This window comes from Hafnia paralvei (genome assembly GCF_020150375.1).
Taxonomy (GTDB): Bacteria; Pseudomonadota; Gammaproteobacteria; order Enterobacterales; family Enterobacteriaceae; genus Hafnia; species Hafnia paralvei.
The window spans coordinates 2,092,014-2,108,622 of sequence record NZ_CP083737.1; the positions used below are offsets into that span (position 1 = coordinate 2,092,014).

Below are 16,609 nucleotides of genomic sequence, written 5' to 3' on the forward strand. Positions count from 1 at the left end.
AGCCAGAAATGAATTTAAGTGTTGAAGGTGTTACAGAAGAAGAGTACGGGTTATGGCGTAACAATAGTACTCTGACCAAAATACCCATGCTTTTATCAAAGCCATATATTGTCGTGAATATGGGGTTTGATTTGGAGTTAACTAAAAATTTCGATTTAGATTTGACCGGCAGTCATTACCTGGTCTTTGTAAAAGTGAGCAATAACAAAGAGTATGATATTTATCGAGAACATCTTATCACCTTAGTCAAAATGTTAATTCTCAGTAAGAAGAGTGAACAGTTTGACGTCGATATTTTCATCGTTTCAGCTAAGCACGACGACTACAGAAATGAACTCTGGTCATTTTTCAATATGAGTAATAGTTATACACGCGTCGCCCATTTAGGAGAACTGGGAGCGATTTTAAAAAATATTTGCATGGGTTATCTTGGCGTTAAGAAAACGGAGTCACTGCTGAAATTATATGGCTGGCTAGGCAAAACTTTTCTTGGAAGCAAAGAGGAATAAATGAAAAACCTGAGCATAGTAATTCAGGGACCTTTCTTCTGTGATGGAATACTTCAGCAATCACTGATTGATAATCTCGCAATAACGCGTAGTAGTTATCCTCTGTCAGAAATTATTATCTCAACCTGGGCAGTAAAACCAGATTTGATTAGGCAGTTGGAGAGCGCAGTGAAGGAATGGGATGTACGTTTAGTGTATAGCCCAGACCCTGGTACCATCAGTTTCGATGATGGTGATGCAAAGCTGAAGAGTAATATTAACCGTATGATAGTCTCTTCCTTGGCAGGTATTAGTGAGGCTCGCAATCCAATTGTGATTAAAATTCGCTCAGATTCGTGCCTGATCAACGATGATGCCATTCAACTCATCGAGAAACACCTTCAGCAAGACGACAACTTAAAGCGCGAAGAGAGTTATAGCATATTTGAGCGCAGAGTCATCAACTGCAATTTATTTGCACGTGATGCACGCGGATACTTGCCTTATCTTTTTCACCCCGGCGATATTATGCTGATTGGCTACAAACAGGATCTGCTGCGTTTATTTGACATCGATTTGGCGAATAGCGAATTATTTAAAATATGCGCTTCTAAATTCTTCTTTAGCGTTATGAATTTTGCACCAGAGCAGTATATTTGGGTGAACTGCATAAAAGAGAAAACGGGACGCATGGTGTTCAGCGGAAATTCAGAAAGAACCAGCGCGCTAGTATCAGACTCTGAGCGATACTATGTATCAAACTATATTCCTTACACCGCAGAACAGTTGGGTTTTGAGTGGAGTAAACATAAAGATGTATATGCCTCTAAGGGGCTGCATAGTATTTATCGATATTCTGACTGGCTCAAACTTTACAATCTGTATCTATTCGGTATAAAAATGCCGCTGAGTGCTAGCGATAGAGTTCATGTATTAATTACTCAAATGATGAAAGGGTATTTTTATATCAGAACCTCGCTGCTTAAAATCCCCTACGTTCGACATATTGCAATAAAATTATTCAGTAAAAGGTGCTAGTAATGAAAGGATTTGTCTCTACCCCGTATAGTATTACGCGCCTATCAGAAATAATTTCAGCAAAGTATCTCATTTGGCAACTGGTCAAAAGAGATTTTACTGTAAGATACAAACAAACCGCTTTAGGATTTATTTGGGCCGTTATCAATCCGCTAGTCAGTATACTACTCTACTTTTTTGTATTTGGTATTTTGGTTAAGCTGCCAACACCTGAATATCAGGCACCTTATGCTGCAGTTTTGATGGTTGGTATTCTGCTTTGGAATTTATTTTCTGGTTGTATGAATTCCGTGAGTGATTCACTGATAAATAACATGGGTATAATAAAGAAAATATATTTTCCAAGACTGATATTGAGCTTGGTGAGTATGACGGTATCGTTAATCGACTTTTTTATCTCTGTTATCTTTTTTATCCCCATACTTTATTTTATGGGAATACGATTTGATGTTATCACAATGCTGGTTTATTTCCCTATATGCGTGATGATAACGCTATTGCTGGCGTGGGGATTGGGGTGTTTTATGGCAATTTTGAAGGTTAAACATAAAGACTTTAAGCATATTGTCCCTCTTGCGATGCAGATGCTATTTTATGCTTCTCCGATTGTTTATACACAATCGATTGTTCCAGCGCAAATGAAGCGATGGTATGAAATGAACCCACTGTCTGGGATTATTTCGCTGGGGCGATATGCATTTCTGAATGGAGGAATCAAGCCTTCCATGGGATATTACCTTTCAATCGCTGCAACTATTACTATTGTAGGAACAATATACTTTTTAGTTAATGAAAGAAAAGTGGTTGATTTGGAATGATACATTTTAGCGCAGTTAGCAAAATTTACTCTTCGAAGGCAGTACATAATAAAACCCTGCGAGAAATCTTTTCATTTTCTAAACAAAAAAATCCGTTAAAAAATGAAAATGAGAACTTTATCGCAGCAACTGATATCAGTTTTTCTATTGCTAAAGGTGAGTCAGTTGCGATCGTGGGCCATAATGGCGCGGGGAAGTCTACATTATTAAAACTTCTCACACAGATTATTTTACCATCATCAGGTCGTATTAAGGTTAACGGCTCATATTCTTGTTTGCTTGAAGTGGGAACAGGATTTCATCATGAGTTAACTGGGAGCGAAAATATCTATTTGTCAGGTGCCATCTTAGGTATGTCACACGATGAAGTGAAAAAAAAGATGGATGATATTATTGCTTTCTCTGAAATTGGCGATTTCATTGATGTTCCTGTGAAGTTTTACTCATCGGGTATGTATTTACGCTTGGCCTTTGCAATTGGTGTCCATTTAGACTCTGATATTTTGGTCATCGATGAAGCATTAGCCGTCGGTGATTCTCAATTTCAGGCTAAGTGCATCGAGAAAATAAAACAGATTAAGTTAGAAGGGAAAACCATTGTTTTGGTTAGCCATGATGAGAATCAAATTAAGGCATTATGTACTCGCTGTTTGGTTATGGACCATGGCAAGCTGGTATATAACGGTTCTACCGAAAGCGCTTTAAACGTATATAAAAATATCATTAATAGGTAACTAAAAATGCAGATTATTTCACATCGTGGATATTGGAAGCACGCTAGTGAGAAGAATACTTATGAAGCGTTTAAACGTTCATTTTCTTTAGGATATGGAACAGAAACGGACATCAGAGATTACCATGGTGAACTAGTCATTAGTCATGATATTCCCGATGCTGACTGCATGTCATTCAGTGATTTTCTAAAGCTGCATACATATTATGATAATAAGCTACCTTTAGCATTGAACATTAAATCAGACGGATTGGCACCCAGGATTAAACAGTATGTAGATGAATGGGGTCTAACCAACTACTTCTGCTTTGATATGTCGATTCCAGACATGATGGAATACAACCGTTGTGGTGTTGAGGTTTATTTCCGTATTAGTGAGTATGAGCAAGAAAGTGCGTTGGCATTAAAGTCAAAAGGTATTTGGTTGGATGGGTTTCAGCGCAGTTTAGTTAATGAAGATACGATCAGGAACTACATTGGGCGAGGATTCAACGTTTGTTGTGTATCCTCGGAATTGCATAAAAGATCCCCGCAAGAGGAGTGGAGTCTGATGAAGACATTTGATCCATTAATACTTAACTCTAAGCATCTGATGTTATGTACCGATTTTCCCGACGACGCCAAGGAGATATTTTATGGCGAATAAAATAAAGGCAGTGATTTTTGATATGGACGGCGTATTGATTGATGCTAAGGATTGGCATTATGAAGCGCTAAATAAGATCCTTCAGTTATTTGGCATGCCCATCAGTCATCAGGATCATCTGACTAAGTTTGACGGCTTACCGACTAAAGATAAGCTGGAGATGTTGTCTAACGAAAAAGGACTGTCACGTGAGTTGCATACTTTCATTAATGAAATGAAGCAGCAATATACCATGGAGATGGTGTACAACTTTTGTAACCCAATGTTTAACCATGAGTTTGCACTCTCACAGCTAAAGCGTGATGGTTACCATCTGGCGGTGGCCTCTAATTCAATCCGCAATACTATTCAGGTGATGCTCTCTAAGGCGAATCTGATTCAACACCTAGAGTTCTTTCTCTCTAACCAAGATGTTGTTAAAGGAAAGCCGAATCCGGAAATTTACAATAAAGCCATTAGCCAACTTGGCTTTCGGCCAGATGAATGCGTCATTGTTGAAGATAATGAAAATGGCATTCGTGCAGCTAAGGCCAGTGGTGCCCATGTTTTAGAGGTCGATACGGTTCACGACGTTAACTACGACAACATTTCGCGTTTTATTGCTCATATTGAGGAGGCAGCAAAATGATCACCATCATTACGCCAATGGGCGGAGCTTCGCTGTATGAAATGTCTGCTGAATTTTCATATCCCAAGCTGCTTAATGAAGTGAACAAGAAAACACTCTTCGAGTATTCACAAGATATTTATCGCTCATTGGAAGAAGAAGCACAGCGACTTTTCTTGCTACCGGTTGAACAAGATAAAAGTCTAGGTCTTTCTGCGATCGTAAATATTGTGACAGACGGCAAAGGAACCGTTATTCCTCTGCATGGAGAAACCCAAGGTTCTCTGTGTAGCTGCTTGCTCTCTATTGATAATTTCGATGCTGAGAATGAGTTAATTATTGCTTCCGCAGATCATTTCATTAATGACAATGCGCAGGAGATCATCAATGATTTCCGTGAGCGGAAGGCGGATGCGGGTGTACTCACATTTGAGTCATTGCATCCTAAATGGGCCTACGTGAAGAAAGATCGCGAGGGTAAAGTTGTGGAGTCTGCAGAGAAGAAAGCGATTAGCCGCGATGCCATTGCAGGCTTTTTTTACTTCAGAAAGGGACGTATTTTCATCGAAGCGGCGAAAAGTGTGATTAAAAAAGGCGCGGTCATCAACGGTGAATACTACATCTCCAGCTGTCTCAACGAATTGGTTCTTAATGGACTTTCTGTAGTCACACGACCTCTGGCTGACAATGGTTATTACAATTTTTATGATAATCATGCAATAAAATCTTTTTCGTCACGTTTCAATAGCAATGAATATCTGCGCCATCTTGCAGTGCAATACATTCAATGTCTCAATCACCATGCAACAAATAAGCTTTCCGATATGTGCCATGAGGATGTCATTCTTGCTGATGCTGCCACGAAGATGATGGGCAAGGCAAACTTAAAAGAGTTTTATAAAGAACGCCTTGATGACCATTCGGATACCAGAATTGACGCTCAGCGTATTTACTCAAACGATAATGCTTCCATTATCGAATATGTGCTTAATTTAAGAAATATGTCAAAAAAAGGAGTTGATGTAGTTGAGTGGAATTCGAGAAATAAAATCACCTCGGTAAGAACCTACCTATATTAAGTGTTGTTTTATTAATATTTAAGTTTATGCGTATGGACGAGACTAATCTCAATTATTTATTGAGATTCTAATTTCTCGTTCACTCTTTCTATTAATTTAAAGAGTCTTTCAATGAAAAAAGTATTGTGTTATTCGACACTGGCCATGTCTATATTGGCCTCAGCGCATGCTCAGGCGTTTGACAGTTTTTATACATTCGGTGATAGCCTTAGCGATGGTGGTTTTATTGGCTCACAGAGCCGATTTATTGCTGGTTCAGACAGTAAACTTTACAATGAAATTTTAGCTGAACATTACGCTAGCGATAACCACGCGCCTTATACCTTTGGTGGCAATAACTACGCAGAAGCAGGCGCAACGGCAGATAACTATGCAAGCGGCTTGCTGCGTACCGATCTGCAAATTAGCTACTATCTGTCTCAGAACGGTGGTGTGGCGGATAAAAATGGCCTGTACATGTTATGGATCGGGGCAAACGATATTTCCTATGACGTTGAACAGTCGATTGCTAAATTAAACTTTGGTGGTTTATTTAGTACGGGCAATGATTATTTGCTTTCTTCAGCACCTGACGCAGTGGTTACTCAGACTCAAATGCTGCTAGACGCTGGAGCTGGTTATGTGATTGTTCCAACGCTGCCAAGAGCTGGATTAACACCTTGGACAGCCACCGCATTATTTAGCTTCGCGCAGACGATTTTAGGCCAGAATGTGCTGGATCTTCCTCGTCTGTATAAGCAACTTGATACCGCTTTGCGCAGTAAAGGTCCTGTGGATAGTGAAGCTCAGCGCCAGCAGTTTGTTATAGATTCTCTTGAGCAGGTATTAGCTGAAAATGGCGTTCTGTTACCACGACAGGCAACAGAAAAAGTGTATGAAATGATTCTGAATATGGAAAATACGCTGACCGATCAGTTTAACTACAGCACTGAGCAGGGTTTGGCGCAGCTGAATGGAAATATCGTTCGTGCTGATGTAGGTAAGCTATTTGACGAGATTATTACCTCGAGCAAGGAATATGGCTTTGACAATGTACTTGCTCCAGTTTGCCAAATTGGGGTAGGTGCTCCGCAATGTAAGGAAACTAGTGCCAGCTTCCATGACGATCAGGTTTATATGTTTTCCGATTGGTTCCATCCAAGCCCAGAAGCGCACGCTGTCATTGCGCAATATATTATGTCGGTCATTGATGCTCCGTATTATGCCACTACGCTATCTAAAGCATTAGAAAGTGCTAACGATGAACACCGTGCATTCTTAGAGGGGCAGCTGCAAAGTTTACGTACCAATCCTACAGAGGAAAAGGTCAGCGTATTTGGTGGTTATAGCGGTAAATATCGTCACGCAAAGAGCAGTAATAGCGATTTAGACGGTCGAGATACTAGTAATAGTGGGAATATTGGCTTTTCTATTCAAGCCGCACCGTGGTTGGCCGTTGGCGGAATGATGAGTGCAGGTGCTGGCGATTTCAAAGTCAGCGATCACTATAAGTATGATTATAACGGCAAGGTCATGTCGTTATTTATGCAGGCTACGGCTGATAATGGGCTATGGGGTAACCTTGATACTAGCTTTGGCGATATGGATCTGAATGGGATTAGCCGTAAAATCCAGTTGGGCAAAGCAGTACGTACAGAAAAAGGCTCCACTCAGGCGAGTAGCTTCGGTGTTGCGTTGAATCTTGGTTATGATTATAGCGTGACGGACTACCTGACCACCGGGCCAGTAATAGGTTACAGCTATGATAAATATAAGGTTGATGGCTACCGTGAGCGTGGTAATAACAGTACTTCTATGCATTTCGGCGATCAGCGTCATGAGTTAAACACGGTGAGCGCGGGATGGAGAATAGATACGCGAACCTTGCCGGTGAATCCTTATTTTGAAGTTAGCTATCATCGCAACTTTAATGATGATCCCATTAGTGTCGCTGGCGCAGTGAATAGCACCGCCACTTCATTTACGCGTCAGGGCGCAGAGATACAAAAAGAATGGGTAAATGCTAAATTAGGTGCTTCAGCTAAATTAACTGATAAATTGGGATTATTCGGTGTGGTTAATTATAACGGCGGCAACAATAGCAGTGATGAAGTGAATTATTCCGTGGGTGTTAACTATATCTTCTAAATAAAAGCTTATTTTAGATATCTACTCTTTCATTAATAAAATAGGAAATGAATTATGCAACCACATCGGTTAGCATTATTGGCCTCGCTCATTTCGGCAACGGCATTTTGTGCCAATGCAAATGGCCGATTCGATAATTTATATACTTTTGGTGACAGTCTCACTGACACGGGAAGTTTTGGCAGTACCTATAAGTTTGTTGCGAATAATCAAACGAGTCTGTTGTATAACCAGCAGATTGCCAAAATGATGGGGATTGACTTTAAACCGTTTACACAAGGTGGAGGAAATTATGCCATTTCGGGCTCTCAAACGGAGGGCACAGGGGTTGCTGTCGATCAGCCATTAGTATGGATGGGAACCAAGGAACAGATTAATACTTATCTTTCCGATCATGATGGTAAGGCAGATAAAAATGGCTTGTACATTTTATGGACCGGCGGTAATGATATATCTCTGGCCATAATGAATAACCCACTTAGCCCATATGGTGAAATTGACAGAGCCGTGGGGAATGTGGCGGAACAAACTCAAACATTATTGGACAACGGTGCGGGTACCGTTATTGTACCTAATATTCCAAATATCGCAGATACACCGTTTTTGCCGACCATCATGTTGACGATGTTGCCACTGTCTACTCAGCAACTCGAGGTTATTCGCCAAGAACTTAACAATGCTTCTACACCTGATGAAGCCTCTCGTAAAACGGCTATTGTTAATGCGATGGCTAAAGGGTTGGGGCTACCTGGTTTGGCAGACTCAGTGATAAGTCCCGTATACGATTTTCTGCATAATACGTTGACGTCAATGTTGGAGTATAACAACCAGCAAACAGAGCAGGCACTAAGTCAACTGCATGGCAATATCGTAAGAGCCGATGTGTCTACACTATTTCATGAGGTATTAGAGCAACCGCAAGCCTTTGGTTTCAAAACTACGGTTGGATTCCCTTGCAGTTTTAAAGTATTTGGCCCGTACTGCAATACAGGGATGAATGGATACGATGATAGCCAGCTATATATGTTCTCGGACGAACACCATCCTAGCCCATACTTACATCAGATTATTGCTGAGTATTTTGTCTCTATTCTTGACGCACCGCTCTACGTCAGCTCATTGATCCATGCTACGGAAGGTATGGTTGAAGATGCGCGTTCAACCTTAGATGGCCAGTATCAAACGTTAAGAACCCATCAGCATGAGTTGAATGATGTACAGGTATTTGGTGGTTATTCGTCTCATTATTTACGCCGCAGTGGTAAAAATGATTCTACTTTTGCTAATGCTCCTAGTAATGACAGCACCAATAATGGCAGCATCGGTATATCGTGGCAAATGAGTGAGTATGGTACCGCAGGTGTTATGATTTCAGGGGGACTAAATCATAACACGCCGACGGAAAACTTTAGCTATAACAGTCATGGCATATCGTATGGCCTGTTTACTCAATGGCAGGCTCCACAAGGTGGGTGGCTAAATGCTGATATGCATTACACCAAGGCCAACTTAGAGAATATCGAACGTCAAATAACGCTGGGCTTATCTAATCGAACTGAAAGTGGTGATACTAAAGCGCATCAGTATGGTGGACGTATTGGTGCTGGTTGGGATATTCCTGTGTCTTCTTGGCTAACGACGGGACCAGTACTTGGATATTCCTGGGATAAGGTTCATGTTGATGGCTATCGTGAAAACGGTAGCCGCAGCACGTCTATGCACTTTTCTGATCAAAACAAGACGTTGCAAACGGGGAGTGTAGGTTGGCGTTTTGATATGAGCTACTACGATGTGAAACCTTATTTGCAGGTAGATTATCAACGTCAGTTGGGCGATCGAGATAGCAAAGTTTCAGCCGCTATTAATAGTACAGCCACCTCATTTACGACTTCTACGAATAAGGGGCGTCAGGATTCCGTCAAAGCAGTGGTCGGTGCCAACTTCCCACTAAATAAAACACTCAAGGGCTATATTTCTACTTCGTACAGTAATCAAAACCGCGATGATATGTTCAGTTATACCTTAGGACTTTCAGCTTCGTTTTGATGCGTAATATTAGATTCGCAATGCTTGATGCGTAATTACTGCCTACGGTTCTCAACGCCGTAGGCAGTTTACACGGCTATTTATATGTTTGCAGTATGGATAATGATATGCAGGAAAGAAAAAATATTGACGTCATTCAGGCGTTTAGAGGAGTGGCGGCGCTTTCCGTTGTGCTTTATCACTACAGCTGGTTTATATCTCCATTGGACCAGACGTTTTTAAGACATGGTTATTTCGGTGTCGATCTATTTTTTATGATTAGCGGTTTTCTTGCTTATATCACCGCGCGTAATTTTAGCGGTGGAGTGCATGATAGTTTTATTTATCTCACCAAACGTGCTACTCGTATTATTCCAACCTACTATATTGTGACTATAGCTTATTTTGTAACTTATTGGGCTATGGGGTTACCTAATGAAAACTTGTTATTAAATACGTTGAAATCGCTGCTGTTTATCCCATTAAACGGGGGCGTAGCGCCTGCGTTCGGGTATGCCTTGGTTGAGAGCGGTTGGACGTTGAACTATGAGTTTTTTTTTATCTAATGGTTGCACTTGTTCTGCTGTTGCGTCATTACCGTTGGTCTGCACTATTTTTATTTTTTGCAGTCCTGCTCAGCTCATCCTATTGGTGGGAGGGCATAACGCCTAGTGAGGGGCATGGTACATTCATTTGGCAGTATGGATTAATGATGACTAATCCAATCATCCTAGAGTTTTTAATGGGAATTATTGCCGCAATTCTCTACCTACGAATGAATTCAAAAATAACCTGGCTTGGCAGAGTTCTCATGTTATGTGCAGTAGGATATTTCTGTTTTACTTGCTATACACTGTATTCTCCGTGGCAATCAAGGGAAAGTGGACACCTCGGTGGATATAGTCTGGCATGCTTTATGTTACTGTTGGCCGGACTTAAGTATGAAAAAGTTAGGGCACGCCGTTACCCATCATGGCTGATGTTCACCGGAGAAATATCTTACTCAATGTATCTATTACATATGGCTGTAATGTTTTCTTCAATATACGTATTAAAAAAAATCAATTCTGATAACTATTTTGATACCTTTAATCATCGATTTGATCTACTAGTTATTACATTAATTATAACTTATCTTCTGTCTTACTTATCTTACATCTATATTGAGAACAAACTCTCTACTTATATTAAAGAGAAAGTTCTTACCATGTATGTTCGTAAAAAATAATGAACACGCAGTAAAGTTAACTGAGTGAATGAATAAAACACCTGCTTTATACGGAGGTAGTATGGACTCTCATGATATATCGAGTAAATTAGCGGACAATTTTAATAGGCTCAGCGCGGAAGCTGCTTTAACCGAGCGGGAGCGCTATGTGGTTTATCTGATAATGAAAGGTATCACCACAACCACAATCACTAAGATCCTCAATAGAAGTATCAAAACCATCAGCGCTCAAAAATGCAGCGCCTATGAAAAATTAGGTGTGAGCAACGATGTTCAATTTATCAGAAAGGTAATTAGCAGCACTAAGGACGAATAACACGCGCTCCAAACCACATAAATTAAAAAGAGTCAGACGATTTGTGTTTTTATGCCACAGCAATGCCATGTAAGGAATACCGTCAGCCGGTATTTTAGTCATGGATTCACCTAATGGGAGGTACTATGAGAAGCGAGAAGTTACCACGCCAGCTAAAAAAGCAGGAAATTTTGAAAACTCTGCATCGCCTTTGCAAAAATAGAGCATCAGTTCAAGGAGGAAAAGGTTATCTACCCGAACCAGAGCATTGGCCAAAAACGAGGGAGCTATCTGATAGCTGTGGTGTGAGTATTTATACTACTCGTGCCATTCTTTTACAGTTAGTAGAGGAGGGGAAAGTGATCAAATCACCTAAATCACTTCTTAACTCTCTACGTTGGTATGTGAAGGAGGAATCTGAACATTGAGATTTTCCCGCAACCCCTTCTATACAAAATGAGATAACAACTAGCGAATTTTGCTATAGCGTGGTTATCTCAGGAGTGCTAGCTCACCTATGTGGGCTGCATTATTGCTTGCGATATCATCGCAGCGTTATCTAAAAACAAATTAAACAGGTGTAAAAGCTGCAAACTTTAAGTTTGCAGCTTTTTTTTTGCTTTCACGGCAGCCCTAACATTCATGGGTTTTCCATAATGCCACGACGTGCAACACACTCATCTGTGCATGAGCCTTAGCGAAAACTTCTCATACCTACATACCTATGTTGATTACTTTCAATAACTCTTACTAATCAACGATTATTCTCAGTGGATTAAGTTTTTTCTTATTATCAGAGTTGATAAACTGATTGGATATTATCTTAATATAGCGAGTCAAATCATATTCTACTGGTTTGAGTTATTTAAATTCACACGATATATCTGAATTTATAGTGATTATATTTTTTATCAAGCATGGCTTATTGATGGGGATGATCTCTTTAGGATAATGATTAATTCTTCTTTTATTCAGCTCGCGATCTTACATTCTTTATTAAAAGATATATTAGTGTATGTTTCAGTATATTATTCTTATTTTCCATGAATGAGATTAAATGAGGTTTGTGGGGTTTCTTAGCCAATATCTCTCTTGTATACTTCGCCCTTAATTACGACATCCAATAAGATCGCTGAGAATATTGAGATTCTATTTTTGACAGTAAAGGCTAATAATGGTGAAGATTAAAGTCACACTGGAGCTTACGACTAATGAATGATGTAAGTAAGGATGATTCGATATTCATCCTTGGGGATGGTATCCGGTTTGAGCCTGAGAAACGTTGCCTCATAAATGATTTTGGAACAGTCATTAACCTGCCTGAAAATAGTTATCGATTTTTACTTCTTTTGCTAGAAGGAGAAACGGATAAACAAAACATTATCAATCAGGTTTGGCATGAGCAACGAGGATCTGTAAGCGATAGCAGTTATTATGGTCAAATCTATATGCTGAGAAAGTCCTTTGACCAGATAGGGCTTTCAAGTTCGTTGATAAAAACGATTCCGAGGAAAGGCGTAAAATACATGGGGAGCGTGCTACGTGAAAATAAGTCGATACCTGACCTTGCCACAGAAAGTCGAATTAATGTGATGCCACTAGCGACATCAGCAGGTTTTACCGAGGAGCTGATATCACCTTTGGACAGCGTGGGTTATCAGACCCATTCTGAGTCTTCTGGAACAGGCAATGAGTGGTATCACTCACGCCGCTGGAATATTTTTATCTCTGTATTGGCGCTGCTTGCGGTGTGCTGGATATCAACGCTGATCGTGATTGTTATTTTCTTTTTGGCTAAGTGATTGGCCTATGTTTTCTATCATTAACAAATTATAAAAACAAATGTGACCTCAATGAGGACTATAAAGATGGAATATTATCTAATGGCTGGGTCGTAACCTTTGGGGAATCGGCTAAGTAAGATAGTAATTAATATGTCCATCACAACGGATGGATATCCATTCACAAGGAAAAATAATGAATAACTTTTTAACTAAATGTTATGTGGCTGCTCATGTTCGCTTTCATGAGTTTGGTAAAGACCAACGCGGTGTTACCGCGATTGAATATGCATTAATTGGCGTAGCCATGGCGACTCTGTTGGCATTCATTTTGGGTGACCAGAATTCTGGTTTCTTGGGAGCACTGAAAGAGGCATTTGACAAAATTGCTGAAGCAATCCAAAGCGTTACTATCAGTAAAACCGCGCCTTAAGGCTGTTATAGTCAGTTAGAACGCGTTTTTTATAAGACTCTCTGTTTAGCAGCAAGAACATCACGGATGATATTCTTGCTGCATTTTTGTCGCTAGTACCCATAATAAATTTAACGAGCAAAGATATGACTTTGATGATTAAAATTAATTTTATTGTCACATGTATAATTCTGGTTTTTATCATGTGGCAGGACATTTTCTTTAGAAAAATCACTCATTCTAGTCTGCTATTGTTGTTCGTTTCTTTAATCCCACTTATTTTTCTGCAACAGCAATGGCCCAACGTCACGTTTGCCATTCTGACCCTGATGGGAGGTTTCCTGCTTTTTGTTGCACGCTTATGGGGAGGAGGCGATGCTAAGCTGGTTGCCATATTAGCCCTAGCATTTCAAGGCGCGCTATTTTACGACTTTCTTTTTTTGACTGCTTTTCTGGGTGGCACTATTGCTATCTTTGGTCTTGTTTTTTTTCGTAATAATCTGCGTAGTCACGGCGTTCCCTATGGTGTTGCCATTTCTTTAGCATTTATTTTTGTGTATCCGCTGCCATCTTTGTTTTATTAATATAACTTAGGACATCTCAATGAATCATCGAATGCTTTTTTTTCTTTCAATTATTGTTATTGCCGTCGGTATTGCTGGTATTTTTGTTCAAAAGAAAACACCGGAGAATGAGGTTAAGCAAGATGCCATTACTGCCGTAAACACGATTACGGTTGCTAAGGCAGTGAGAGAACTAAAACCTTATGACATCTTAAAGCGTGATGATTACACACTAACCTCTATTGAGGTTGCCCAAGATATAAAAGATCGTCGTGATATTTCCTCATTAGATAACGGAGATCTTCAGGGATACTTAGTTAGGCACAATATTTCCAATGGCAGCTTTATTTTACCTCATATGGTTGAGTCGCCAAGTAGCTCGACATTTGCTGCTCATTCATTGAGAAGCAATGAGACTCCTTATTCTTATAAGGTCAAGCCTGAAGATGATTATCTTCTATCATCGCTATCAATTGGCGATGAGGTTTCTCTTTATCTTCGTTTGATTGAGGTTGATAAAAGTAAAAAAAATAGCGTTGGGCTGGTAACGGAAGGGAGCAATATTCCTGATGCCAATATGAAACGATATGCGATTAGCCGAGTGATGGGGCCGCTATCTATTGTTGATATTAAAAAGATCCCTAAAGAGAAAACGAAATCATATAGCAATGAGGATTTTGTGGGAACGATCGTATTGAGACTGGATAGCCAGCAACTTGCTGAACTTAAGGTGGTTGAGAAAGCCGGTGAATTGTTGTTATTCCCATTTGACGAATATGAGGATGAGAGTAACCAGAAAATACGAATGGATGAGGTTTTACCCCAGTTTAATTCAGTTAAAGAGTTGAGAGGTGGAGAGTGAGTTTTAGCTTAACGGAGCAGCGAAAAACACATAGTAAAACAGGGCGTGCCGGCATCGGAGCGTTGTGGTTGTTTGGTATCGCTGGATTGTTTTTTTCTGTGCATACCCGCGCTCAGGAGCTTTATATGGATGCGGGTGAATCTCAGGTTATTCAAGTGAATGGAAATATTGATACTATTTTCATTTCTGCTCCCAAGGTTGCCGATTATGAAATTATCGGTGAGCGCGGGGTGATGGTGTATGCCAAGAGTGAAGGCAAGACCGATCTTATTGCATTCGACAAGAATGGCGATCAGCTAGTAAAAACGACGCTTGTCGTTGATCCCATTTTAAGTTCGTTGCAAAAAAAGGTGGCTAGCTTAGTGCCAGACAGTCAGATCACCCTGCAGAAAATGGGGAAGACTTATATCCTCAGCGGCAGTGTCGCGACTGAAGAAGACCGCGATCGTGTTTATCAGATTGTTGGTGAGGGTGTTGGGGCGACGCGCACCACCAATAAGAAAGAGGTAGCCAACACGAATGGAGGGAGTGGCGGAAACGGTGAGAATAGTAATTCTTGGTTGGATGAAGTGGTCTATCAAGAGGTCATCAACCAGCTAAAGCTGCCGATGACAAATCAGGTTAACGTGAAACTCTCTGTTGTTGAGGTAACGAAAACTTTCAGCGATAACGTAGGAATTGATTGGGGCACTATTAGCGGGAGTGGCGGGAATATCACACCAGGTACTTTCCGCTTTGTGAAATTTAACGCTGATACGCTCAGTTCATTGGTACATGCCATCAGCAATGATTCGGTAGCGCGCGTATTGGCAGAACCGAATTTGTCGGTGCTATCGGGTGAATCTGCAGAATTTTTGGTCGGCGGCGAAGTCCCTGTGGTTACAAGCTCAGCAAACGGCTCTAACGTTCAGTACAAGGACTTTGGGATCAAACTGAATGTAGGCGCTAAAGTCAGCAGTAACAAGCGGATACGCGTTACTTTGGGCGAAGAGGTCAGCAATGTCGATAGTACCTATAGCACTAATGCGGGCGATTCATTCCCAGCCTTCCAGACTCGACGAGCAAAAACCACCGTTGAGTTGGCTGATGGTGAAAGTTTCCTCTTAGGTGGACTGATTAGTAATAACGAGCGCGAAGAGCTTTCTCGTCTGCCGTTCATTGGCGATGTCCCTATCCTTGGGGCGTTATTTAGAAATGCTAAAACGGAGCGTTCACGCGGTGAATTGGTGGTAGTGGCGACAGTGAATCTGGTTAAGCCCGTCACCATGCGCGACATTGTCATGCCTGATTTTCAACGAACGTCTACGCTGAGCCGCTTTTTAAATTTTGATGCCATCAGCAATTTGCGTGATAGAAAACTGGCACAGGAATTTGTAGAACAGGGAGGATTTATTAAATGATGCTCTCAAAACACCGGTTCATCACGCCACTGTTCGTTGTATCGCTGCTGCTAACCACATCCCAAAGCTTGGCAAGCCAGTTGGATAAACAGGGTTCTCCGCAAATAACAGAGCAGATCATTGAGATTGCCTCAAGCGATCAAATTTCAAAAGAGATTGGTATCGGAAAAATATTGAGTCAGGCCAGCGGCGGATTCAATGGCTACATTCGTCTTGAATGGTTCGATGATAATTTTTCAGCAACAGCTAAACAGATAAGGCATGAGTTAATTGCCAAGGGTATTGTACCTGAACGTATCACACTAGCGTATACCGGCGGTGGTTATAGAACACAGCAAGCGTCGGGTATTCAGGCTCATGTCCAGAAAATAGTGCTGCAATTACCCGAGTGTCGCTATTTGGCGCAGAATTATAAATTTAGTCTTTATGACGATACGGGATGCGCACTGAATAATAATCTCGGTTCTTCATTAGTTAGTCCATATAAATATTATTTCTGAGGACGAG

At 40.7% G+C, this 16,609-nt stretch carries 17 protein-coding genes and 1 pseudogene; all 18 read left to right on the forward strand.

Annotated elements, in window-relative coordinates:
- Nucleotides 1-8 precede the first annotated feature (8 nt).
- The gene (locus tag K9N75_RS09875; RefSeq protein ID WP_224452540.1) at nt 9-509 is read left to right on the forward strand and encodes a hypothetical protein; all 501 of its coding nucleotides are present in this window, start codon (nt 9-11) and stop codon (nt 507-509) included.
- Nucleotides 510-1,526, forward strand: coding sequence for a WavE lipopolysaccharide synthesis family protein (locus tag K9N75_RS09880; protein ID WP_064574236.1), 1,017 nt, complete (start codon nt 510-512; stop codon nt 1,524-1,526).
- 2 nt (nt 1,527-1,528) lie between these two features.
- Nucleotides 1,529-2,344, forward strand: a complete 816-nt coding sequence (locus tag K9N75_RS09885) for an ABC transporter permease (protein ID WP_008813195.1) — start codon at nt 1,529-1,531, stop codon at nt 2,342-2,344.
- Nucleotides 2,341-3,078, forward strand: a complete 738-nt coding sequence (locus K9N75_RS09890; RefSeq protein ID WP_185923049.1) for an ABC transporter ATP-binding protein — start codon at nt 2,341-2,343, stop codon at nt 3,076-3,078. Before K9N75_RS09885 ends, K9N75_RS09890 begins: the two co-directional genes overlap by 4 nt.
- Before the next feature lie 6 nt (nt 3,079-3,084).
- On the forward strand, nt 3,085-3,723 hold the full coding sequence (locus K9N75_RS09895) for a PI-PLC domain-containing protein (protein ID WP_008813197.1): 639 nt from the start codon (nt 3,085-3,087) through the stop codon (nt 3,721-3,723).
- Nucleotides 3,713-4,351: an HAD family hydrolase gene (locus tag K9N75_RS09900; RefSeq protein ID WP_008813198.1), complete on the forward strand. Its 639-nt coding sequence runs from the start codon at nt 3,713-3,715 to the stop codon at nt 4,349-4,351. The genes K9N75_RS09895 and K9N75_RS09900 overlap by 11 nt, the downstream gene beginning before the upstream one ends.
- Complete coding sequence (locus tag K9N75_RS09905) at nt 4,348-5,409, forward strand: sugar phosphate nucleotidyltransferase (RefSeq protein WP_224452541.1); 1,062 nt, start codon at nt 4,348-4,350, stop codon at nt 5,407-5,409. Before K9N75_RS09900 ends, K9N75_RS09905 begins: the two co-directional genes overlap by 4 nt.
- A gap of 111 nt (nt 5,410-5,520) precedes the next feature.
- Nucleotides 5,521-7,536, forward strand: a complete 2,016-nt coding sequence (locus K9N75_RS09910) for an autotransporter outer membrane beta-barrel domain-containing protein (protein ID WP_096080898.1) — start codon at nt 5,521-5,523, stop codon at nt 7,534-7,536.
- Nucleotides 7,537-7,590: 54 nt separating this feature from the next.
- Entirely contained in the window at nt 7,591-9,582 is a 1,992-nt protein-coding gene (locus K9N75_RS09915; protein ID WP_061060144.1) for an autotransporter outer membrane beta-barrel domain-containing protein, read from the forward strand.
- A 107-nt stretch (nt 9,583-9,689) separates the two neighbouring features.
- Nucleotides 9,690-10,789 (forward strand): annotated as a pseudogene (locus K9N75_RS09920) (acyltransferase family protein).
- A 61-nt stretch (nt 10,790-10,850) separates the two neighbouring features.
- Nucleotides 10,851-11,105: a helix-turn-helix domain-containing protein gene (locus K9N75_RS09925; protein ID WP_008813204.1), complete on the forward strand. Its 255-nt coding sequence runs from the start codon at nt 10,851-10,853 to the stop codon at nt 11,103-11,105.
- A 125-nt stretch (nt 11,106-11,230) separates the two neighbouring features.
- Nucleotides 11,231-11,512 (forward strand): FaeA/PapI family transcriptional regulator, encoded by a 282-nt coding sequence (locus tag K9N75_RS09930; protein ID WP_020303804.1) that lies wholly within the window; start codon nt 11,231-11,233, stop codon nt 11,510-11,512.
- Nucleotides 11,513-12,295: 783 nt separating this feature from the next.
- On the forward strand, nt 12,296-12,886 hold the full coding sequence (locus tag K9N75_RS09935; RefSeq protein ID WP_048797522.1) for a winged helix-turn-helix domain-containing protein: 591 nt from the start codon (nt 12,296-12,298) through the stop codon (nt 12,884-12,886).
- 175 nt (nt 12,887-13,061) lie between these two features.
- The gene (locus K9N75_RS09940; protein ID WP_008813206.1) at nt 13,062-13,298 is read left to right on the forward strand and encodes a Flp family type IVb pilin; all 237 of its coding nucleotides are present in this window, start codon (nt 13,062-13,064) and stop codon (nt 13,296-13,298) included.
- A gap of 125 nt (nt 13,299-13,423) precedes the next feature.
- Nucleotides 13,424-13,861, forward strand: a complete 438-nt coding sequence (locus tag K9N75_RS09945; protein WP_020303803.1) for an A24 family peptidase — start codon at nt 13,424-13,426, stop codon at nt 13,859-13,861.
- Between the two features lie 19 nt (nt 13,862-13,880).
- Nucleotides 13,881-14,702: an SAF domain-containing protein gene (locus tag K9N75_RS09950; protein ID WP_020303802.1), complete on the forward strand. Its 822-nt coding sequence runs from the start codon at nt 13,881-13,883 to the stop codon at nt 14,700-14,702.
- Entirely contained in the window at nt 14,699-16,102 is a 1,404-nt protein-coding gene (locus tag K9N75_RS09955; RefSeq protein ID WP_175319966.1) for a type II and III secretion system protein family protein, read from the forward strand. Before K9N75_RS09950 ends, K9N75_RS09955 begins: the two co-directional genes overlap by 4 nt.
- Complete coding sequence (locus K9N75_RS09960; RefSeq protein WP_008813210.1) at nt 16,099-16,602, forward strand: hypothetical protein; 504 nt, start codon at nt 16,099-16,101, stop codon at nt 16,600-16,602. Before K9N75_RS09955 ends, K9N75_RS09960 begins: the two co-directional genes overlap by 4 nt.
- Nucleotides 16,603-16,609 lie beyond the last annotated feature (7 nt).